Source organism: Novosphingobium sp. ST904 (assembly GCF_001298105.1).
GTDB lineage: Bacteria > Pseudomonadota > Alphaproteobacteria > Sphingomonadales > Sphingomonadaceae > Novosphingobium.
Genome location: NZ_LGJH01000147.1, coordinates 1 through 21555, shown reverse-complemented (window position 1 = coordinate 21555; position 21555 = coordinate 1). Strand labels below are relative to the sequence as shown.

The following is a 21555-nucleotide window of genomic DNA, read 5'->3' as shown; positions in this document are numbered from 1 at the left end:
CATGGCCGAGAGCGACAAGGACCAGCGGACCGAAGAGCCCACCCAGAAAAAGCTGGAGGATGCCCGCAAGCGCGGCGAAGTGGCGATGGCGCCGGAGGTGCGCCACGCCACGATGATGACCGGCGCGCTGATCGTCACCGGCTGGCTCGGCATTACCGCGATCCGTCATCTCGGCACCATGCTCATGCGGCTCTGGGGCAGTGCCGAGGACTATCCGCTCGATTCCGGCGGCGCGCAGAACCTGATTACCGGCGTGATGCGCCATGCCGCCTTTTCGTTGCTGCCGATCTTCGGCGTGCTCCTGCTCTGCGCGCTGGCCACGATCTTCCTGCAGAGCCGCGCCACGCTGAGCTGGTCGCGCCTGGCGCCCAAGTGGTCGAAGCTGTCGCCGGCAAGCGGGTTCAAGCGCATGTTCGGGCAGCGCGCCCTGGTGGAATTCGCCAAGACGCTCGCCAAGTTCAGCGCCATCGGCATCGTGGTTTTCATGGTCCTGAAACCGCGCCTCACCGGGTTCGACCAGCTTGTCGGCTATGCGCCGGGGGCGGTGGGGGCGGCGGCGGGGCAGATGGCCTACGAGGCGATCCGCGCCGTCGTGCTGCTGGTGGTCGCGCTGGCGCTGTTCGACTTCATCTATCAGCGGCGGGCCTTCCTCCAGCGCATGCGCATGACGCTTCAGGAGGTGAAGGACGAGCACAAGCAGAGCGACGGCGATCCCAAGATCAAGGCGAAGATCCGCCAGATCCAGATGCAGCGCTCCCGCAAGCGCATGATGGCGGCGGTTCCCGAGGCCAGCGTCATCATCACCAACCCCACGCACTATGCCGTCGCGCTCAAGTACGACCACGGCGCCATGGCCGCGCCGGTCGTGGTGGCCAAGGGGGTGGATGCTATCGCGCTGCGCATCCGCGCGATCGCCACCGAATCCAACGTGCCGATCGTGGAGAGCCCGCCGCTGGCGCGTGCGCTGTTCGCCGCCGTGGAGATCGACCGCCCGATCCCGATCGAGCATTACGCCGCCGTCGCCGAGATCATCGGCTACGTCATGCGCCTGGCGCGCGGCGCCCGGAAGTAGCGCGAAAATGCCTGCCCGCACCGCCGCCCGCAGCCTCTTTCTTCCTATAAGGACAGTGATGCCCAAGCCTTTGAAATCGAGGATGCAAGGTCCGATTTTCGCCTCCGCGCTCGCTTTCGCGGCGGGGCTGGCCCTGCTGTCGCCCACGGCGGCGCTCGCGGGGCCGCAGCCGCGCATCAAGGACATCGTCGATGTCGAGAACGTGCGGACCAACCAGCTGGTCGGCTACGGTCTGGTGGTGGGTCTTCAAGGCACGGGCGACCGTATCCGCAACATCCCCTTCACGGAGGAAACGCTTCAGGCGATGCTGGAGCGCATGGGCGTGAACATTCGCGGCACCCAGATGCTGACCCAGAACGTCGCGGCGGTAACGGTGACGGCGACGATGCCTCCTTTCGCACGCGCGGGTTCCACCATCGACGTGCAGGTTTCGGCCCTGGGGGACGCCTCCAGCCTTCAGGGCGGCATCCTGCTGGTTTCCTCGCTCCGCGCGCTCGACGGCGAGATCTATGCCGTGGCGCAGGGCCCCGTCGCGGTTTCCGGCTTCAAGGCGCAGGGCGCGGCGGCGAAGCTCAGCCGGGGCGTGATGACGACGGCGCGGATCGCGGGCGGGGCCATCGTCGAACGCGAGGTGGCCTATGACCTGCGCTCGGCGCAAAGCCTCAAGCTGGCGCTGAAGAACCCGGATTTCACCACCGCCCGGCAGATCGCGGCGACCATCAACCGCGAGGTGCCCGGCTCGGCGCAAGTGCTCGATCCCGGCACGGTCGAACTCACCCCGAACGGCGGTACGGTGATCGATCTCGTCACCCGGGTGGAGAATCTCCCCGTGCAGGTGGACCAACCCGCGCGGATCGTCATCAACGAAGCGGCGGGCACCGTGGTCATGGGGGCGGACGTACGCGTCAGCCCCGTGGCCATCGCACAGGGCGGGCTGACCATCAGCGTCACCGAAACGCCGGTGGTTTCGCAGCCCGCTCCGCTTTCCAACGGCCAGACGACGACCGTGCCGCGCACCCGCATCGAGGCGGACGACGGCAGCGGCGCCTCGCTGGCCCTGCTCACCGGCGGCACCTCGCTGCAAACGCTGGTTGCCGGCCTCAACGCGCTGGGCGTCAGCCCGCGCGATCTCATCACCATCCTTCAGGCGCTCCGCACGGCGGGTGCGCTTCAGGCGGAAATAGCGGTACAGTGACGATGGCAGATTCCGTTCTTCCCAAAGGCCCGGCCTCGCTGCCGGCGCGAACGACAGTCCAGACACCCGATCGCAGCCCGGCTGCCGTCGCACGCCAGTTCGAGGGTGTCTTCGCCGGGCAGGTCACCAAGATCATGCTCGAAACCGTGGAGCAGGGGGAAGAGTTCTCCGGCGGCCACGGTGAGGAGATCTTCCGCGGCGTGCTGGCCGAACAGATCGGCAACCAGATCGCCAATGGAAAGGGCCTCGGCATCGCATCCGCCGTCGAGGCGCAGATCATCCGTCTGCAGGGAGGTAGCGGCCGTGCCGAATGAAATGATCGAGATCATGACCTCGCTCTCGATGGTGATGCGTGAGGAAACGGAACGGCTGGAAGGGCGCGAGCGGGCGCTTGACCTTGCTGAACTGGCGGCGGCCAAGGCCCGTCTGGTCGGCTCGCTGGAGGAAGTTCTGGCGCGCCGGAACCGGCTAGAACCCGAATGGACGGATCAGATGGACGACGAGACGCGGGAGCGTTTCGCGGAAGCGCTGGGCGAACTGCGCGCCGCGTCGCTGGTCAATTCGGCCCTGCTCGAACGTCAGATCGAACTTTCGATGGAAATGATGGGGGCCATCGCCAACGAGGCCAAGCGGCTCTCGGGCAACCGTGCCTACACTTACGGCGCCAAGGGCGATCTCGCGCGGATCGACCTGACGACGCCGATCTCGTTCAACACCGAATACTGATCGGCCGAGATCGAAAAAGAGGGGGAGGGGCCATGCGCTCCTGCCCCCTTTTCCATGCCCGCCGCAGGGGCGGAGAGCGAATTCAGGACGCTATCGCGAGCGGGGCTGCCCCGGCCAGACGCGCGGCCAGCGATGCCGGTGCGGCGCGGCCGAACAGGTAGCCCTGGCCGAAGGTGCAGCCGATCTCGTTCAGCAGGCGCGCCTGCCGCGGGGTCTCGATGCCTTCGGCGGTGACCGGCATGGAAAGGCTCTGCCCGAGGTCCACGACCACCTTGACCAGCTTGCGCCCGGCGTCGGTATCCAGCGACTGGATCAGCGAACGGTCGATCTTTATCATGTCGAGCGGTAGCTGGCAGATGCGGCTGAGGCTGGTGTAGCCGGTGCCGAAATCGTCCAGCGCGATGCGGATGCCCGCTTCGCGCAAGGTGGATACGGTCTCCTGCGCGGCGACGACATTGTGCATCATCGCATCCTCGGTGATCTCCACCGTGAAGCGATCCGGACGCATGCCGCTGGCAAAGACGATCCGCAGCAGGCGCAAGGCCACGGTGGGGTCGCAGACCTGACGGGGCGTCATGTTGATCGACAGGCCCAGCCGGCCCTCCCATTCGCCCGCGTTGCGGCAGGCCTGGCGGACCATCGAGAACAGGAGATCGTCGTCCAGCCCGGCTTCCTCGGCGATCGTCAGGAACTGGTCCGGTCCCAGCAGGCCGCGATGGGGGTGGTGCCACCGCACGAGCGCCTCGAACCGCGCGATCTTCCGCGAGCCGAGCGACACGATGGGCTGGTAATAGGGAAGCAGCTCTCCGCGCAGCAATCCGCCGCGCAAGTCGTCTTCCAGCGTCGCCCGGTCGCTCAGGTCTGCGAACATGGCCGGACAGAAGCGCTGCACCGTGCCGCCGCCCGCCTGCTTGGCGTGGGACAGTGCGATCGACGCGCCGCGCAGCAGTTCCTCGGGCGAAAGCGTTCCGAAACGGTCGGTGGCGATGCCGACGGACGCTGTGGGGTGGACGATGTGGCGGCCAAGGCTGACCGGATCGCCGACCGCTTCCAGAAGTCGCTCGGCGATCCTGTCAGCGATGCGGTCTCCATCGCCGGAATCGAATGCGGTGACGGGGAGCAGGCAGGCGAATTCGTCCGCGCCGATATGAATGACCTGAAGGTTCCGGGAAGACCGCGCGCAGCGATCGCGGATGTGCTCGATCAGGCGATCACCTGCGGCATGTCCGCACAAGTCGTTGACCAGCTTGAAGCGATCGACGTTCACGATCAGCAAGGAGATCGGCAGGGCTCGGTCGCGGCCGGCCTGTGCCCGAAGATGCGCGATTGCATGCTCGATGAGACGCAACGGGGGGACGCGCATGGAGGCTGCGCGGGACGGGCCCGCTCGCTTTCCGATCGATTTCACAAGGCTGGGTATGAGCATCCTGCCTTCCGGGCATATTACTCATACCATTATATCGGGATAACCGGGCGAACGGCCCGACTGTCACACTATTTGTATTTTTACGTCATTCGAATACGGCGGCCAGTACTGTGGCGACATTGGCAGGGTCCAGTCCGTCGATCTCGATTTCGAGATCGGGATTTTCGCTGTAGCCGAGCATCCGGCCATGGCGGTCGAACGTGACGGACAGTACCCGCAGGCCCTGTTCGTTCGTGATGACGGCCAGCCCACCGGCCGACGGGAACCGGTCTGGATCGACGATCAGCGTGGCCCGCCCCGGCAGGCCTGCGCCCAGCGTCGGCCGGCCCATGCGCAGCCCGTAGGCCCTCGGGCCGGCATTGCGGGGCGCTTCGACATGGGCATCGACGGGCGTCCTGGCGATCAGGCCATCGGGAAGCGGTGTGCCGAAAACGGCGACCATGCGATGTCCGGCAGCATCGTCGGCAAGAACGGCCGGCGCGGCGTCCTGGACCGGTATGAGGCGTTCGCCCAAGGGGTGAGGAATGTTGAGCCTGCGCGGCCGGGCGATGATGGAACCCGAACCGGCATCCAGTTCGTCGCGCAGCGAGGCGACCCGCACGCGGGTCTTGCCGATCCGCAGTTCGGGATTGGCGATCATCGGCAGGACCGCATCGAGTTCGCCGCGCGAATGCACGGCGGCAATGTGTTCGGCGAGCTGCCTGTCGTTGGACACATCGAACAGGCGGCGCAAGGTTGCGCGCACATCGTCGTTCCAGCGGTTGTAGGGCTTCAGCGCGTTTTCGATCCGCGAAAGGATCACGGGCGCAAGCCCATGCTCGTGTTCGAGGGTGGCGATCGTCAGGGCGGGATCGCCCGCGCGGCGCACGCGCAGGGCCGCGGCGAGCAGGACGGCAAAGCGCTCCGCCTCGGGATCGGAGCGGTCGGCGCCGTGCAGCGGTTCGGCCCAGGCGGCAATATCGAACTCGGGGTCGTCGACATCGATCAGCAGGTCCTGCGGATCGATACCCAGCGCCCGCGCGATTTCGCGAAGCTCACCGGCCCGCGCGAAAATCTCGCCCCGCTCGATCTTCGAGAGGCGAATATAGGTTATTGTCGGAAGCTGTTCCGACAATTCCAGCAGCGATCCGATATTCAGCTGCTTGCGATATTTCCTGATCCGGTTGGGAAAGACCAGCGTGCGGTAAGCATCGATCTCGATCATGGTCTCTGCCGCGGCAGGGCCCTTCCCAGTCCGCTTTTGCGATCTAAGCGGTTTTTGGGTCATTGAAGCTCTTGTTTAGCTAAGGTTGGCGAATTTGTTCCATGGAATTGCCATTTGGTCAATATTCCATGATCCATGTCGTACCAAAGTGGGTCGGAATAATGCATGCGGCAATAAATTCCGATGTTATTGCTCCTACTTTTACGCCGGAACGGTTAAGCTTGTCATGTTTCCAGCGAATTTCAGCTTCATTGCAGGCAAATTTTTCCCACTTCGGCCATGCAACTCGCCTCGCTGCTGCTCTAAAAGGAGCGGAGTTAAATTTTTGAAATACATATAGTTTTGTATTTCCCATTGCCCTGTGATCGCATCACGGGGCAATTGCCTCGGGATCGGAGCATTTTTCGGGATGAAGCAGGATGTGTTTGAAGCGGGGATGAACGGCTTTTCGGGTAAAGAGCCCGGAAAGAGGCTTTTCATCATGCCGTTGAGCATGGAACGGCTGTGCTTTTCACCTTTGGATCCTCCCGTTTATCCTTGAACGACGATGCGGCGATTTCGTTCCTGTAAATCAGTCCAATAATTCAGCCTGCCGCCAGGCATCCTTCAACGAAAGGGGGGCACGCCCCGCCTTGGAGCGCGCCCCCCCTTTTCGAGCCGGCTGAAAGCGCGATCAGCCCCGGCCGAGGGCGGCCTTCATCAATCCGATCTGCTTGCGATAGAGATTGGTCATGGCCGCGAAGTCCGCCTGGACTTCGCCGAGGTTGAGAAGCTGGTCTTCCAGCGTGACGTTGTTGCCGTCGGGTTTGGTTTCGCTGGTGTCGCTGTCCAGCACGATGTGGCTGCCGGCCTGCGGCGGACGGGCGCCGAGCGCGGTCATGCCGCCCGACAGTTCGACCTTGGGCCGGGACACGCGCGGGGCGCCGCCCGCCTCGCCATATTGCGCGACGAGGGAGGAGAAGTCGGGCGCCTCGACGGTGCGGGCCTTGAAGCCCGGCGTCTCGTTATTGGCGATGTTCTCGGCGATCACGCGCTGGTGTTCGGCCATGAACTTCATCGCCTGTCCCATGCCGTCGAAGATCGGGGGAAGAGAGGACATGCTTGCGATCCTTTACGAGCCGGTCAGGCGCGACAGGGCGGCCTGGTAGTTGGCGAGTTGCTTCTGCTGGTAGGCGGTACCGCCCCCGGTCACGGTGCCGTCCACCAGCGAGGCCTTCGTGGAGTCCCAGTAGAGCGAGCGATAGGCGGTCTGCGTCATCGAGAGCGCGGACTTGATCTTGGAGAGCGCGACCGCGGCGGTCTTGGCATCGGACAGGTTGAGGGTGTCCGAAAGCGCGAGGCTGTAAGTGCCGCCCGGGGTGACCTTGGGCGCGTCGGGATCGGCCGCCTTGGAGGCCACGAGGCGGACGGGATCGATACCGAGCTTGGAAAGGGCATCCTTGCCCTCGGCTCCGGCGCCGAGTTCGATCTTGTAGCCCGATTTGACCTGGATCTTGAGCGTGGTCTGGCCATCGATCTTGGGTGTGGTGATGGTCGCCTTGGTGCCGGTGATCCGCTGGATCTTCAGCGAGAGCGAGGCCATCGTCTCGTCCTTGTCGATGGTGATCGTGCGCGTTGCGCCGCCGTCCACGCGCAGGGTGAACTGGTCCCCGGCGCGAAGGCTGGTCTGCGAGGTGAGGGTGGTCGATTCCTGCTGGTTGAGCGTACCCCGGCTGAGGCCGAGCGCGCCCAGCACGGTGGAGCCGCCCGAAACGGCCGAGATCTTCACCGGCTCGGTGGTCGAGGTGCGCATGCCCCATTGCGAGATCTTCTCGATCTCTCCGGTCGTAGCGTCGATGCGGGCGACGAAGCCGTCGACGGAACCGGTCTTCGCGCCTGACAGGTCGCCCGCCGTGCGGCCGCCGACGTAGAGCGTGCCGTTCAGGTACGTGACGCTGTCGGCCTGATCGGTGGCCGAGGTGCCGATATAGGTCGTGGTGGCAGAGGACATCGCCGCGTCGATGCGCGTGACGAAGGCGTCCTGACCGCCGTTGATACTGTTGACCTGCGCGCCGTTGACCGCGTTGGCGGTGGTGCCGACGACCGCGATTTCGCCGGTGTCAGAGACCGCGATGGCGCGGGCGGTGACATTGCCGAGCGAGATCGAGCCAAGGTCCGAGGACAGGGACGAGGAATCGATCCGCCGGATCGTGGCCACGCCGTTCTCGCTGGTCAGGGCCAGCAGGTTGCCGGATTCGTCGATGGCCAGCGAGGTGACGGAATCGGCGCCGCCGCTGTCGATCGTGCGACGTTCCACGAACTTGCCGGTGGCGTCCAGCTTGGCGATGAAGGCATCGCCGCCGCCGGTAGAAGCCTTGCCCGCGACATAGATGCTGCCGTCGTCGCCTACGGTGACCGCGCTGGCCGTTTCGTTGCCGACCTGGCGGATGACTGTGGCGGAGAGCTCCTCGCCCTTCACGTTGTATCGCGCGACGAGCATGTCGGTCTGGCTGTCGTCGCCGCCGTTGAAGGCGCCGCTGACGGTGCCGGCCACGACGATATCGCCATTGGCGGCAATCGTTACGGCCGCGCCCTGCGCGCTGCCGGCGGCGCCGAGGCTGCGCTGCCAGACGACGTTGCCCTCGCTGTCGACCTTGGTGAGGAACAGGTCGTCGGAACCGTCGGTCAGATGCGTGCCCACGTCGCCGGCGGTCGTGCCGACGACATAGCTGAAGCCTTCGGCGTCAGTGGCGATGGCCTTGGCCTGGGTCGCCGAGGAGACGGTGTAATCCTTGTCCTCGTAATCGTCGGCCGAGGCGGAAGCCACTGCGGTTGCGGTGGCGGCGCCGTCCACGGCGTTGATCTTGCTGAGGCGCTGCCAGGACAGCGACGCGTCGAGGTCGTCGATGCGGTATACCCGCGCGGCGGTCACCGCGGAGGAGGCGGTTTCGCCGCTGGCGACCATCAGCGCGTCACTGCCGCCGATCTGGTCGATCGCGACCTTTTCGCTTCCCGCCGGATTGAAGACGAGGCCCCATTTGCCGTCGTTCTTCTCGACCGTGAAATTGGACTTCCACTTGCTGACCGGATTGCCGTCGGCATCGACGACCGGATTGCCGCTGGTATCTGTCGCCTGGCTGGCGCCGATCGCGGCGTTGATCGCGGCGGCCACGGAATCGAGCGTGGGCGGCTGCGTCGTCTGCGACAGGTCCACCGTGACCGTCTGTGCGGCGCTGCCCTTGGTCAGCTTGATTTCGAGCACTTCGCTGCCGGTCATCCCGGCGATGGCGGCATCGCGCGAAGTGGACACCCCTTCGCCGATCACCGCGCCGCTGGAATTGGCGGCCTTGATCGCCACCGAGGTCGCATTGCTGGACGGCGTGCCGAAATTGAGCGTGACAAGGTCGGTGTCAGCCGAACCCAGGTAGGTCTGGAGATCGGCCAGGCCTTTCGCGAAGGCCTTCTGGAGTGAGGCGCGCTCGGTCGAGGAGGTGGTGGTCTTGGCCGCGCTTTCGGCAAGGATGCGCAGCTTGTCGAGTGCTTTGTAGGTGGTGAAGGCGGTCTGGACGTCCGGCAGGTCCTCCAGCGAGCTGTCCTTGGTGGTGTCCACGATCGACAGCATCTTCTTGATCGCGAGGATTTGCGAACTGACGGAACTGGTGTCCGCGTCCTCCTGCCAGGGAGGCGTCGTATCGGGCACCTCCAGCGTGAAGTTCTTCTTCGCAGCCATAACCGCCGCGCTGTCCATGGAGGCGAGGGACGACGACAGGGCGGAATAGGCGCTCGATCCGCCGAGAACCGACAGGCCTATCAACCCATTGTTTAAATTTATCGCCAATTGTGTCTCCATCGGGCGGTTGCGCTGACCTTGCTCCTATAAATAGAAGGAACGAGGCCCTGACCGTACGGGACCGAGCAATTTTTCGGGGGTATCGAAGTGACGATGATGGCCGCGGTGGGTGAGCCGCCGGAGCTCAAGAAGTATTCGGGCATGCAGCGCGCTGCCGCGCTGATGCTCGCGCTCGGCCGCGATCATGGCGGTCCGATCTGGGAGCAGCTCACCACCGAGGAGATCAAGGAGCTGTCCTCCACGATCGCCCAGCTCGGCCGGGTGCCGTCGGTCGTCGTCGAGCATCTGCTCGTCCAGTTCTCGGGCGAGGTCTCGAGCATGGCGACGCTTCACGGTTCCTACGAGACTACCGAAAGGCTGCTCGAAGGCATCCTTTCGGCGGACCGGGTCAAGGAAATCATGGAGGACATCCGTGGTCCTTCCGGCCGCACGATGTGGGACAAGCTGTCCAACGTCAGCGAGGCGGTGCTCGCGGGGTATCTCAAGAACGAATATCCGCAGACGGTGGCGGTCATCCTCCACAAGCTGCGCCCGGATCACGCCGCGCGCGTCCTGTCCGAGCTGCCGCGCGAATTCGCCACCGATGTCGTCATGCGCATGCTGCGCATGGATACGGTGCAGAAGGACGTGATCGTCCAGGTCGAACAGACTCTGAAGAGCGAGTTCATGACCAACCTCTCACGCGCGCAGCGCCGCGATCCGCACGAGACCATGGCCGAAATGTTCAACGCGCTCGACCGCTCCACCGAGGAAGCGATGCTCGGCGCGCTGGACGAGAAGGCCCCCGAATCGGCCGAGCGCATCCGTGCGCTGATGTTCACTTTCGAGGATCTGGCGAATCTGCTGCCGGGTGCGATCCAGACGATCGTGCGCAATTGCAACAAGCGCGAGCTGGCGCTGGCGCTGAAGGGCGCGCCGGACGAGATGAAGAAGATCTTCTTCAACGGCATGACCGAACGCGCCGCCAAGCTGATGCGCGACGACATGTCGGCGATGGGCCCCGTGCGCGCACGCGAATGCGAGGAGGCGCAGACCGCGCTGGTCCGCCTTGCCAAGTCGCTCGGCGATCGCGGCGAAATCATGCTGGTCGATCCCAAGAGCGACGATGCGATGATCTATTGATGAAATGTCCGATTTTGTACGCGCGTCATATTCCTGAAGAGTTCTTCGCGGAAACAGGTGCTTGCCGGTTCCGCGCGGGGAAGTCCGGGCGAAGTCGTAAACTCGCCAAGAGGCCGTCGAGGTTTGGGGCAGAATGGATCAGCGCAAGCCTCGCTGGCGTCATTAATGAGTTAGACCTGATGAAGACGTATAGAGATTCCGAGGGTGCGGCGATGATGGAGGATCCCATGACCATTCAGCCATTCGGTTTCGACAGGGTGTTTCGATTCCCGACCAATGAGCCCGTGGACGAACGGCGGCACGAGGAACTGCGCGAGCATGTCGCGGAGCTTCAGGCGCGCATCGAACGTCTTCACGAGGACCATGTCGCCGAACTCGCAAGGGCCAGGTCCGACGGCTTCGACGCCGGGCTGGAGCAGGCGCGGGGCGAGCGTGCGGAGGCGATGCTGGCGGCGACCGACGCACTTCACGCTTCGGTGGACGAAGTGGAACGACGCTTCGATGCCGTGATGGACCAGGTCATTTCCGAGGCCGGGGCGATTGCGCTCCAGGCCGCCGAACTGCTCGCCGGTCATGCCATCGCCGCCGAGCCCGCGCGCGCCATCGATGAAGCGCTGACCCGCGCCCTCGATCAGGTTTCCCGCGATACCGCGCTTTCGATCCGGGCCAATCCCGCCATGCGCGAGGATATCGAGCGTCTGGTGGAGGAGCGCCGCAGCCGTGAACGCCGCGCGCTTGCGATCGTCGTGATCGACGACGAGACGCTGCCGATGAACGATGCCCATATCGGCTGGGCCGAGGGCGGCCTCAACGTCGATTCCGCTTCCCGCCGCGCCGCCGTCATGGGCGAACTCGCGGGCGTCCTCGCGCCGGAAGGCGCTGCGTAAACTTTTCCTGTTACCGGCAAGAGTTGCCTAGCCGATTATCCTATAATGTCAGCAGCGACGCCAGGGGGGTGCCGCTGCTGATGTAAGAGGCGACTTTTGAACGCGTTGCGGAACTTTATCGAGCAGATCGGTCCGCGCCGGGCCCTGCTGATGGGGGGCGTGGCCCTTGCCATGCTGGCGGGTCTCGGGTGGATGGCCTTTCGCAGCCCCACGACCGAGATGGGCTACCTCTATACCGATCTCGATCCTTCGGCCGCACAGTCGATCACCGAGAAGCTGAAGGGGCAGAACGTGCCCTTCCAGCTTTCGGCGGACGGCACGTCGGTCATGGCGCCGGTCGACAAGCTGGCCGAACTGCGCATGTCGATGGCGTCCGAGCAGCTCGGCGGCAAGATCGGCTATGAGGTGCTCGATGCCGAGGAGCCTTTCGGCATCTCGTCCTCGCGCGCCAAGCTCAACGAGACCCGCGCCATCGAAGGCGAACTCGTCCGTTCGATCGAGAGCCTTGAGAAAGTGGCCAAGGCACGCGTCCATGTCGTAATGCCCGACCGCGCGATGTTCGAGACCGAACCGCGCAAGGCCAGCGCTTCCGTCACGGTAAAGACCAATGGCCGTCTTTCCGGCGAGCAGGTCCAGGCGATCCGCTATCTCGTTTCCTCCGCCGTGCCCGATCTCAATCCCGAGGCCGTGTCGATCGTCGACCAGACCGGCGCGCTTCTGGCGCGTGCGGGTGAGGGCGGCGATGCGGGCGCGGGCAATCTCGAGGATCGCCAGAACGCCGTCGAGGCGCGCCTGCGCAACGAGATCGAATCGATGATCGAGCCGATCGTCGGCCAGGGCAAGGTGCGCGCCGAAGTGGCCGCCGTGCTCGAACGCGATCAGGTACGCGAGGAATCGGAAGTCTTCGATCCCGATACCCAGGTCGTCGCCCATCAGGTGACGGTGGAATCCAACAACCAGAACGACGAGAACTCCGCCGGCGCGCAAGGCGTGACCGTGGGCGCGCAGTTGCCGGACAACCAGGGCAACGTGGCCGGCAACGGCGGCGAAAACCGCCGTTCGGCGCAGAACGAGACGTCTGAAGACACGACCTACCAGAACAGCCGGACCCAGAAGGTCGCGGTCCGCACGCCGGGGCAGGTCAAGCGCCTGACCGTTGCGGTCATGGTCGACGGCGGTCCGCAGGGCCTTCCTGCCGCGCAGGTCCAGCGCCTGCAGCGGCTGGTCGAGAACGCCGTGGGCTTCGATGCCGATCGCGGCGACAGCGTGGTGGTCGAGAACATGGCGTTCAACGCGCCGACCGATCTCGATGGCGCCGATTCCGGCCTGCCCTTCGGCATCACCACCGACCGCATCTTCGACGTCCTGAAGATCCTGCTGGTGGGCGGCATCATCCTCTTCGCCATCCGCATGCTGAAGCCCAAGCTCGGCGAACCGCCGCTGGTAGAAGGCGTGGTGGAACAGCGCCTGCCCGCTCCGGATGCCGAGATGATCTCGCTGAGCGAACGGGCGGCCGACGGCGACGAGGACGCCATGCGGCAGCTCGAGGAAATGCGGGCTGGAGAGGGCGAACCCCTGCTCGACCAGGAGATCGCGCTTGCTCAGGTCGATGGCCGCATCAAGCTTTCCGCCCTGCGCCGCATCGGTGACGCCATCTCGGCCAGTCCCGCAGAATCCGCATCCGTAATCCGTCAGTGGATGAACAGTTGAAAGGTATGACCATGAGCGACGAGCTCGAGCCGCGCCAGCTGGCGCCTGCTCACCTGACCGAAGAGAACCCCGCTGACATGGGCGGCGAAGGAACGACCGAACGGTCCCCGCGCCCGACCACGCCGCCCACGCCCGACGACCTGCACGCCGTGTTCGACGTGCCGGTGAAGGTCCAGGCCGTGCTTGGCCGCTCGCGCATGGACATCGGCGAACTGCTGCGCCTCAAGCCCGGCATGGTCGTCGAACTCGACCGCCGGGTGGGTGAGCCGGTGGACATCTTCGTCAACAATCGCCTGATCGCTCGCGGCGAAGTTGTCCTGATCGACAGCACGCTGGGCATCACGCTGACCGAAATCGTGCGGCAGGAGGCATGATGCCCGTGTCCGATCACGATCCGACCCGTCTGATGCTGGTCGGCGACCTTGGCAACGCCATGGGCCTCGCGGTCGAGATGGTGCGCGGGTCGCCGCGAGCATCGCGGTGGGAACCGCGAACCCGGCCGTGCTCGAAGCGTGGCACCGTGCCAACGGCGATATCGTCGTGGTGGATATCGCGGTGAACCTTCAGGATGTCATGGCGCGCCTGCGTGGTGAACGGGCCGGTAATCAGTCCGTCACCATGGCGGTGTCGGAACTGGTGGGCCAGAACATCGCCGAAGTGGAGCGCGAGCTGATCCTGCAGACGCTCGAACGCTGCCGCGGCAACCGCACGACCGCAGCGTCCATGCTCGGCATCTCGGTGCGGACCATGCGCAACAAGCTGCGAACCTTCCTGTCCGACGGCCTCGTGGTGCCGCCGGGCCTGATCCGCCACTGAAGCTTTCGGAACCCGGTGAAGCGATGAACGCACTCGTCTCTGCAAGGCTCGACCAGTTCCTGACGCGCCTCGGCCCCAGCCGCGACCTGGCGCTGGCGCTGGGTGTCAGCGCGATTATCGCCATGCTGATCCTGCCGATGCCGGGCTGGATGCTCGACATGGGTCTGGCGCTTTCGATCACGGCCTCGGTCCTGATCCTGATGACGGCGCTGTTCATCGAAAAGCCGCTCCAGCTTTCCAGCTTCCCGACGATCCTGCTGATCGTGACGATGCTGCGGCTGGGCCTGAACCTTGCCTCGACGCGCCTGATCCTGGGGCACGGGCATGAAGGCCATCACGCGGCGGGCGGCGTTATCGCGGCTTTCGGCGAGTTCCTGATGGGCGGCGAGACCGTGATCGGCCTCACCATCTTCGCGATCCTGATCGTCATCAACTTCGTGGTCATCACCAAGGGCGCAGGGCGCATCGCCGAAGTGGCGGCGCGCTTCAGCCTCGATGCCATGCCCGGCAAGCAGATGGCGATCGACGCCGATCTCAATGCGGGCACCATCACCGAGGCGCAGGCCCGCGAACGCCGCGCCGAGATCGAGGCGGAAAGCGGCTTCTACGGCGCGATGGACGGTGCCTCGAAGTTCGTTAAGGGCGATGCCGTTGCCGGCCTGCTCATCACCGCGATCAACATCGTCGTCGGCCTCATCATCGGCGTGGCCATTCACGGCGTGCCCTTCGGCGAGGCCTTCACCACTTACACGATCCTGACCGTCGGCGACGGTCTGGTCAGCCAGATTCCGGCGCTGATCGTCTCGACGGCGGCGGGCCTGCTGGTCTCGAAGGGCGGCGTGGTCGGCAAGACCGGCGCCGCACTCGGCGAGCAGCTCGGCCGCTATCCCAAGGCATTCGGCATCGTCGGCGTGCTGATGGGCGTGCTGGCGCTCATGCCCGGCCTGCCATTCTTCCCGTTCGCATCGCTTGGCGCGGCCTGTGGCTGGCTGGCCTGGTCGATGTCGCGCAAGGCCGAGGCAAAGGCCGCGCAGGAGCGGATGCAGGAAGCGCTCACGCACCAGCAGCAGATGGAGGCGCAGGCCGAGGAGCCGATCTCGCGCACGCTTGCGATCGATTCGCTGCGCATCGAGCTGGGCTACGGCCTGCTGCCGCTCATTAACGATTCGCAGGCCGAGCCGCGCCTGGACGACCAGGTGCGCGCGCTGCGCCGGCAGATGGCGATCGACTACGGCTTCGTGCTGCCCTCGGTCCGCATTCTCGATAACATGGCGCTCAAGCCGAACGAATATATCGTCTTCGTCAAGGAGACCGAGATCGCGCGCGGCGAACTGCGCATCGGCAAGCTGCTGGTGATCAACGCTTCCGGCCAGGACATGGGCATCCGGGGCGAGGCCACCAAGGAGCCAGTGTTCCAGCTTCCGGCGCTCTGGATCGACCGGGACATGCGCGAGGAAGCCGGATTCCGCGGCCTTACCGTGGTCGATTGCGGCACCGTGGTGACGACGCACCTGACCGAGATCGTCAAGGACAACATCGCCGACCTGCTCTCCTATACCGAGACGCAGAAGCTGCTGAACGAGGTCCACAAGGAATCGGAGAAGCTCATCTCCGACATCATTCCCGGCAAGATCTCGATCTCTGGCGTGCAGCGCGTTCTCCAGAACCTGCTGTCCGAGGGCGTGTCGATCCGCGACGTGCCGACGATCCTCGAAGGCATTGCCGAGGCAACCGCGATGTCGGGCAACCTCACGCAAGTGACCGAGCACGTCCGTGCCCGCCTTTCGCGCCAGATCTCCGCCCAGCAGACGTTCGACGGGACGATCCCCATCGTCACGCTCAGCGGGCAATGGGACGAGGTTTTCGGGGAGGCCATCGTCGGCCTGGGCGACGACCGCCACCTCGCCATGGCGCCCTCGCATCTCCAGGCTTTCATTACCGCCGTCCGCGAGGGCTACGACCGCCTTGCCGCGCAGGGCGAAATTCCCTGCCTGCTCACCAGCCCGCCGCTGCGGCCGTTCGTGCGTTCGATCATCGAGCGCGTCCGCCCTGCAACGGTGGTGCTCTCGCAGAACGAAATCCATCCGCGCGCGCGCCTGCGCAGCCTCGGCACGATCGGCTGAAGCGGCAGGCCCGAGTGAAGGCGAGGGTGCGACCGGGACCGGTGCAAACCCTCTATGATAACAACATGGCCGCGTATCGCCGGCCGGAGGATGCTCCATAATGCCGGTTTCCATGAATGCCCTGTTTCCCACCTCCGCACCGGCGGCAGGCGCCGCAACGAGCGCCGACAGCCTGGCCGCAAGCGGACAGAAGGCGCCGGTCGCGTTCGGAACCCTGCTCGGCGCGACCCGCAAGACCGCGCCTGCCGCTTCTGCCATGATCGCGGGCGAGGCGGCGGGGACCGGAGCGGAAACCGTTCCCGCCGCCGACCCGGCACTGGCCGCTCCCACTGACGCTGCCGAGAACGGCAAGCTCGTCCAGCAGCCGTGGACCGCGGCGACTTCGCTTGAAGAGGCGGCAGTGGCAGCGACACCGGGCGCGGCGCTCGCCGGGAAGCCGGAACAGGGCGCCAAGCCGGCGGCCGCACACAAGACGGTGGCCGACAAGCTCGCTCCGCAGGCGGAAACGGCAAAGACCACGCTGGCGCAGCTTGCGGCGCAGGCCGCCGCTTCGCAGGTTCCCTCCGGCACCGACACGGCAGTACCGGCCGATGGCGCGGCTGCCGATGCGCCGGTTGCCGAGGACGGCAGCGCGCCGGATGCCGGCGATGCGGACGTGGATCCGGCGAGCCTTGTCCAGACCGCGCAAGTTCAGAACATGCCCGTGCCCGCTGCGACGCAGCCCGCGTTGGCGGTGGCGCCGCAGGCGGTCCCGGACGTGAAGGCCGAAAAGACCGAAGGCGGCACCAAGAGCGGCGAAATCGGTGGCAAGTCCGGCAGCAAGCTAGCGAGCAGGGCATCCGCTGCCGACCGTTCGGCGGGCAATGCCGACCGTCTCGCCCCGGAGCCGGCGGCAACGCGCGGACAGGGCGCCGGCTCGGCGGCGATGCAGCAGGCCGATTTCGCGCCGGATCAGTCCGCCGCGCAGGGCGAAGGTAATCTTTCGACCCCGCTGCTGTCGCAGACGCTGACCGGCACGGCCGCGCGCCCGGCCGCGCTGCCTTACCCGGCAACGCAGTCGGCGACCCAGAGCGCGGCAGTGTCCGTTCAGGAGGGCCAGTTCGGCGCCGATATCGGCGTGGAGATCGCCCGCGCCCTCGACAAGGGCAGCGACGACCTGCTCATCCGTCTCGACCCGCGCCACATGGGCCGGATCGACGTGCGCCTATCCTTCGACCACGAGGGCGTCCTGCGCGCGGTCATGTCGGCGGACAGTTCTTCCGCGCTCGACATGCTGCGACGCGAAAGCACCGATCTCAATCGTGCGCTGGCCGACGCCGGTATCCGTGCCGACGGCCAGTCCCTGCGCTTCGACAGCCGCTCGGGCGGGCAGGGCGGACAGCGCTGGCAGGGTGACCAGCAAGGGCAGCGGCAGGCGCAGGGCAGCCTGTCCGACACATTCGGCGGGAGCGACGACCCGATCTACCGACCGCTCAGGAGCAGCGGTCATGTCGATCTCATGGCATAAGGCACAAGAGCAATGACCACGGTTTCAAGCACGACGTCGACCACGAGCGACACCACGGCGGCCTCCACTTCGGGGCTGCTGACTGACTACAACCTGTTCCTCAAGCTGCTGACGACGCAGATGACGAACCAGGATCCGCTCGATCCGATGGATACCTCGGAATACACGCAGCAGCTCGTGCAGTATTCGCAGGTGGAGCAGTCGATCCAGCAGACCGGCAAGCTGGAGGACATCCTCAGCCAGCTCACCTCGCAGCAGATGGCGCAGGCATCGAGCTACATCGGGCGCGAGGCGCGTTTCGATTCCCCGGTTGCCGGGCTCGGCAGCGCACCGGCCCACTGGACCTATTACGTGGACGGCACGCCTTCGACCATCACCGCCACGATCAAGGATTCCTCGGGCACCGTGGTGAACACCGTGACGCTCGATCCCACCACGCAGGGCTCCTACGAGTGGGACGGAACCAAGGCTGACGGCACGAAGGCCGCGGACGGCGCCTATACGCTGTCGATCACGGCCACCAATGCCGCCGGCAATGCGCTGGATACGACGATCAACTCGGTGGCGATCGTGGATGACGTGGTGACCGACGGCACCAACATCATGCTGGGCGTCAACGGTATCCGCATGTCCGCCTCCGGCCTCGTCGCCCTCGCGGCTGCCGGCGCCAGCACCGATAGCTGACCGGAACGGCCCCGAAAACGAGAAAGGCCCCTGAACCAGCCGGTTCAGGGGCCTTTCTCGTTTCAGGCCTGGCCGACCGTGCTGTGACGGTTGGCATTTCCGATGCCCGTTGCCGGCTCCACGCTCTCCGCCGACTGGAGGGAGACGTCGAGCCTGGTGCAGCCCGGAATACGTTCGGGCAACGCCAGGATCATCAGGCAATCCGCGATCGACGGATCGTCGATCGGACCGATCAGTTCGTCCACCTCCTCATAGGAGACGTCCGATTGACTCATGCAGCGAAGCGCGGCCGCCTGCCAAAGCTGAGAAGTCGATTCAACTCTCAACTTGAGCGAGAACCAGAACTCTTCGTGCGACACGACAGTTGGACCGGCCTCGCCGGCGCAATTCCAAGGTAAATTTTCTATCATCGCACTCTCAAAAGTACATCGAACCGAATAGATGCAGTCCGTGCCCCCGGACCTGAGAGGGAGTCCCACAACCCCTGAAAGTTCAATGGCTCCCGTGGTCACTGGGACCAACTAAGGGATTTCCCGTATTCGATTTGGCGATTGGGTAAATGTTCTCTTACCGTGGAAGGCGAGACAGTTGGTCTGGCAAACGGGGAGCGCCGAATAAGGGCGGAAACCCGCGGATTATGAGCGAATCGACAGGCGGCGGCATTACCCAAAGCTAACGCCGATGTGGTTGTGTTCAGGGAGATGCCAGAAATTTAATCCACAATCTTCGGCAGGCTGCCGGCTTTACGCGCTAGGGCGACGCACAGCGCTATTGTCTTTGTGGAAATGGCGGCAGGCGCCGGAAGTCTCAAGGCGTGGCGGGCGGGGGAACGCGGCGCGCGCTCACGATCTTCACCTGCGGTTCGAGCATCTGGCCCTTCATGACGCCTTCGCCCTTGGTGGGCGAGCGGGGCTGGTCCCAGATCCTGCGCACCACGTCCATGCCCGAGACGACATGACCAAAGGCGGCAAAACCTGCGCGGGCTTCGGGATTGTCCGAAGCGGGCTGCGCATCGAGGGACGGGATGTCACTCAGCATGATCGTGAAGTCCGCCGTGGCGCTGCCGGGCGCGTAGCGGGCCATGGAGATGGTGCCGGCCTTGTGCGTGATTCCCGTGGCGCTGGTGGGCTCATGAGGCACCGGCGGCAGCACGTTGATGCCCTGCAGGCCGCCTTGCAGCAATCCGTTGGGCTGGTCGCCCCAGTCGAGATGCATGGCGCGGTAGAAGTTGGCGCCGTCGAACCTGCGGCTGTCGACGTACTTGAGGAAGTTCGCGACCGTGAGCGGGGCGTGGGCCTTGTCGAGATCGAGGGTGATTGTCCCGGCGCTGGTCGTCAGCGCAACGTAGACATGTTCTGCAGGTTTGGGCTCGGCAGGCTTCGATGCGGCGGTTTCGCCGGAGGGCGGAGCGTTCTGCGCGAGGGCAGGGGCGGCGAGCGCCAGAACGAACGGTGCGGCGATGAGCCAGGCATTCAGGGCCCGTCGCCGCACCATCGTCTTCATCGGATCAGCGAACCCGCGGGCCGCCGAAGGGAAGCGGCGGAGGAGGACGGCGCGCGCCGCGCGGCAGCTGTGCCTGATAGGCCCGGCCGCAATGCTCGACGCAATAAGGGAACCCGGGGTTCACCTTTTCTCCGCAGAAGTGGAAGTCCGGTTCGCCGGGGTGGCCCATCGGCCAGCGGCACACGCGGTCGCTGAGGTCGAGGAGGCTGGTCTTGTCGGCGATTTCCGCGCTCGGCTTGGCAGGCACCAGGCGGCGGGGCGGCGCGGGCGGAATCGGCTGCTGCTGATCGCCGGGGCCCTGGCGCAGGAAGCCGCCGGGGCCGACAGAGACGACGCGCGGGCCCTTCGGCGCGGCCGGGGCATCTTCGCTGGCGGCGACCGGCGGTGCCACCGGAGCGGGGCTGCGGGGCGCCGGCGCCACGGGCGGCTGCGGCGCGGCGCGCACGACGGGCGCTTCGACCTGCGGCGCGGGCGCGGCTGGCGCGGCCTCGGCAACGGGCTTGGGCTTCTTCGGGGCGGGTGCCGGGCGGGCCGGCTTTTCGTTGGCCTTGACCGGGGAAGGGCGTGCCTTGAGCCCGAGGCGGTGTGCCTTGCCGATCACCGCATTGCGGCTGACGCCGCCAAGCTCGTCCGCGATCTGGCTGGCGGTGGCTCCGCCCTCCCACATCTTGGTCAGCTTCTCGATCCGCTCGTCCGTCCAGCTCATTCGGTGTTCCATCTCTTCATCGGGCGAACCAAGAATCGCCCCAAAATTCCGTGGCGCGGCTTGCCTTGGAAAGCCGCAGCCGATACTCGCCGGTCCATGCCCGATCAAACGAATTCGACCGAACTGCCGACACAGGACGGGAGCGTGTCAGAACACATCGTGCCCCGGACGATCCCGGCCCGCCATTTCCCGGCGAAGGGAGAACCCCTGATCCACCAGGTGAACTGGGAGGGGCTCAAGACCCTTTATATGAAGGAGGTCCGCCGCTTCTTCAAGGTCCAGACCCAGACGATCTGGGCACCGGCGATCACTACCCTGCTGTTTCTGGTGATCTTCACCGTGGCGATGGGGCGCGGCGGCCGGGAAGTGCTCGGCGTCAACTTCGCGACTTTCGTGGCGCCCGGCCTGATCGTCATGGGCATGATGCAGAACGCGTTCGCCAATTCCAGCTTCTCGTTCCTGGCGGGCAAGATCCAGGGAACGATCATCGATTACCTGATGCCGCCGCTGAGCGAAGGCGAACTCATGCTGGCCATGGTCGCCGCGGCGGTGACCCGCGCGGTTCTGGTCGGGCTCGCGCTGTCGGGCGCTATGCTGCTGTGGCCGGGCGTGAGCCTTTCGATGGCGCATCCCTGGGCCGTGATCTGGTTCGGCCTCACCGGTTCGGTATTCCTCGCGCTGCTCGGCTTCCTGTCGTCGATCTGGGCCGAGAAGTTCGATCACAACGCCGCCGTCACCAACTTCGTGATCGCGCCGCTCTCGCTGCTTTCCGGCACGTTCTATGTGATCGACAACCTGGCGCCCACCTTCCAGGCGATCAGCCGCCTCAATCCGTTCTTCTACGTGATCTCGGGCTTCCGGTTCGGTTTCCTGGGTGTCAGCGATATCGGCGATACCAACATGGCCGTGCTCCACAGCGCGATCGGGATGGGTCTGCTGGACGCGGTGCTGGCGGGCATCATCTATCTGGTCCTGCGTTCGGGCTGGAAGCTCAAGGGCTGACATCCTTTCCCCTTCGCCACATGCGAAAACGCCCCGTTCGGAC

General features: G+C 65.4%; 21 protein-coding genes. 13 read left to right on the top strand and 8 right to left on the bottom strand.

From position 1 onward, the window contains the following. Position 1 precedes the first annotated feature (1 nt). The 4 genes from flhB (at position 2) to ADT71_RS14415 (ending at position 2993) form a co-directional block, all read left to right on the top strand. The gene (flhB, locus tag ADT71_RS14430) at positions 2-1072 is read left to right on the top strand and encodes a flagellar biosynthesis protein FlhB (protein ID WP_054437874.1); all 1071 of its coding nucleotides are present in this window, start codon (positions 2-4) and stop codon (positions 1070-1072) included. Positions 1073-1154: 82 nt separating this feature from the next. Further along, a complete protein-coding gene (locus tag ADT71_RS14425; RefSeq protein ID WP_054437872.1) occupies positions 1155-2267 on the top strand; it encodes a flagellar basal body P-ring protein FlgI in 1113 nt (370 codons plus the stop codon). Positions 2268-2269: 2 nt separating this feature from the next. Continuing rightward, complete coding sequence (locus ADT71_RS14420) at positions 2270-2581, top strand: rod-binding protein (protein ID WP_054437870.1); 312 nt, start codon at positions 2270-2272, stop codon at positions 2579-2581. Further along, positions 2571-2993 (top strand): flagellar biosynthesis protein FlgN, encoded by a 423-nt coding sequence (locus tag ADT71_RS14415; RefSeq protein WP_054437868.1) that lies wholly within the window; start codon positions 2571-2573, stop codon positions 2991-2993. The genes ADT71_RS14420 and ADT71_RS14415 overlap by 11 nt, the downstream gene beginning before the upstream one ends. An 82-nt stretch (positions 2994-3075) precedes the next feature. Here the strand turns inward: ADT71_RS14415 and ADT71_RS14410 are convergent, their stop codons facing one another. The 5 genes from ADT71_RS14410 to ADT71_RS14395 all read right to left on the bottom strand — a co-directional run bounded on the left by ADT71_RS14410 (position 3076) and on the right by ADT71_RS14395 (position 9440). Then, positions 3076-4356 (bottom strand): bifunctional diguanylate cyclase/phosphodiesterase, encoded by a 1281-nt coding sequence (locus ADT71_RS14410; protein WP_054437866.1) that lies wholly within the window; start codon positions 4354-4356, stop codon positions 3076-3078. A gap of 148 nt (positions 4357-4504) precedes the next feature. After that, the gene (locus ADT71_RS14405; RefSeq protein WP_082370352.1) at positions 4505-5623 is read right to left on the bottom strand and encodes a helix-turn-helix domain-containing protein; all 1119 of its coding nucleotides are present in this window, start codon (positions 5621-5623) and stop codon (positions 4505-4507) included. A gap of 201 nt (positions 5624-5824) precedes the next feature. After that, a complete protein-coding gene (locus tag ADT71_RS31410) occupies positions 5825-6118 on the bottom strand; it encodes a hypothetical protein (protein ID WP_156336598.1) in 294 nt (97 codons plus the stop codon). A 178-nt stretch (positions 6119-6296) separates the two neighbouring features. Beyond that, on the bottom strand, positions 6297-6722 hold the full coding sequence (locus ADT71_RS14400; protein ID WP_054437862.1) for a flagellar biosynthesis protein FlgB: 426 nt from the start codon (positions 6720-6722) through the stop codon (positions 6297-6299). A gap of 12 nt (positions 6723-6734) precedes the next feature. Further along, a complete protein-coding gene (locus ADT71_RS14395; RefSeq protein WP_054437991.1) occupies positions 6735-9440 on the bottom strand; it encodes a hypothetical protein in 2706 nt (901 codons plus the stop codon). Between the two features lie 105 nt (positions 9441-9545). On the opposite strand from ADT71_RS14395, the gene fliG reads away from it, so the two are divergent. From fliG to ADT71_RS14355, 8 genes are all read left to right on the top strand, one after another. Further along, positions 9546-10574 carry a flagellar motor switch protein FliG gene (gene fliG, locus ADT71_RS14390; RefSeq protein WP_054437859.1) on the top strand — a complete coding sequence of 343 codons (1029 nt, stop codon included), beginning with the start codon at positions 9546-9548 and terminating at the stop codon, positions 10572-10574. A gap of 227 nt (positions 10575-10801) precedes the next feature. Beyond that, on the top strand, positions 10802-11461 hold the full coding sequence (locus tag ADT71_RS14385; RefSeq protein WP_231635888.1) for a flagellar biosynthesis protein: 660 nt from the start codon (positions 10802-10804) through the stop codon (positions 11459-11461). 96 nt (positions 11462-11557) lie between these two features. After that, positions 11558-13171 (top strand): flagellar basal-body MS-ring/collar protein FliF, encoded by a 1614-nt coding sequence (gene fliF, locus ADT71_RS14380; protein WP_054437854.1) that lies wholly within the window; start codon positions 11558-11560, stop codon positions 13169-13171. An 11-nt stretch (positions 13172-13182) separates the two neighbouring features. Then, complete coding sequence (gene fliN / locus ADT71_RS14375; RefSeq protein WP_054437989.1) at positions 13183-13545, top strand: flagellar motor switch protein FliN; 363 nt, start codon at positions 13183-13185, stop codon at positions 13543-13545. 106 nt (positions 13546-13651) lie between these two features. Beyond that, entirely contained in the window at positions 13652-13987 is a 336-nt protein-coding gene (locus ADT71_RS31405) for a helix-turn-helix domain-containing protein (RefSeq protein WP_231635887.1), read from the top strand. A 23-nt stretch (positions 13988-14010) separates the two neighbouring features. Further along, complete coding sequence (flhA, locus tag ADT71_RS14365; RefSeq protein WP_054437852.1) at positions 14011-16110, top strand: flagellar biosynthesis protein FlhA; 2100 nt, start codon at positions 14011-14013, stop codon at positions 16108-16110. A gap of 100 nt (positions 16111-16210) precedes the next feature. Further along, positions 16211-17617: a flagellar hook-length control protein FliK gene (locus ADT71_RS14360; RefSeq protein ID WP_054437850.1), complete on the top strand. Its 1407-nt coding sequence runs from the start codon at positions 16211-16213 to the stop codon at positions 17615-17617. A gap of 12 nt (positions 17618-17629) precedes the next feature. Next, complete coding sequence (locus tag ADT71_RS14355) at positions 17630-18301, top strand: flagellar hook assembly protein FlgD (protein ID WP_054437849.1); 672 nt, start codon at positions 17630-17632, stop codon at positions 18299-18301. Positions 18302-18363: 62 nt separating this feature from the next. Here ADT71_RS14355 and ADT71_RS14350 read toward each other — a convergent pair whose 3' ends face one another. From ADT71_RS14350 to ADT71_RS14340, 3 genes are all read right to left on the bottom strand, one after another. Continuing rightward, the gene (locus ADT71_RS14350) at positions 18364-18660 is read right to left on the bottom strand and encodes a hypothetical protein (protein WP_054437846.1); all 297 of its coding nucleotides are present in this window, start codon (positions 18658-18660) and stop codon (positions 18364-18366) included. Positions 18661-19108: 448 nt separating this feature from the next. After that, positions 19109-19795, bottom strand: a complete 687-nt coding sequence (locus tag ADT71_RS14345) for a peptidylprolyl isomerase (RefSeq protein WP_054437987.1) — start codon at positions 19793-19795, stop codon at positions 19109-19111. Between the two features lie 13 nt (positions 19796-19808). Next, on the bottom strand, positions 19809-20510 hold the full coding sequence (locus tag ADT71_RS14340) for a GcrA family cell cycle regulator (protein ID WP_054437845.1): 702 nt from the start codon (positions 20508-20510) through the stop codon (positions 19809-19811). A 96-nt stretch (positions 20511-20606) separates the two neighbouring features. On the opposite strand from ADT71_RS14340, the gene ADT71_RS14335 reads away from it, so the two are divergent. After that, on the top strand, positions 20607-21512 hold the full coding sequence (locus ADT71_RS14335) for an ABC transporter permease (protein ID WP_054437843.1): 906 nt from the start codon (positions 20607-20609) through the stop codon (positions 21510-21512). Positions 21513-21555 lie beyond the last annotated feature (43 nt).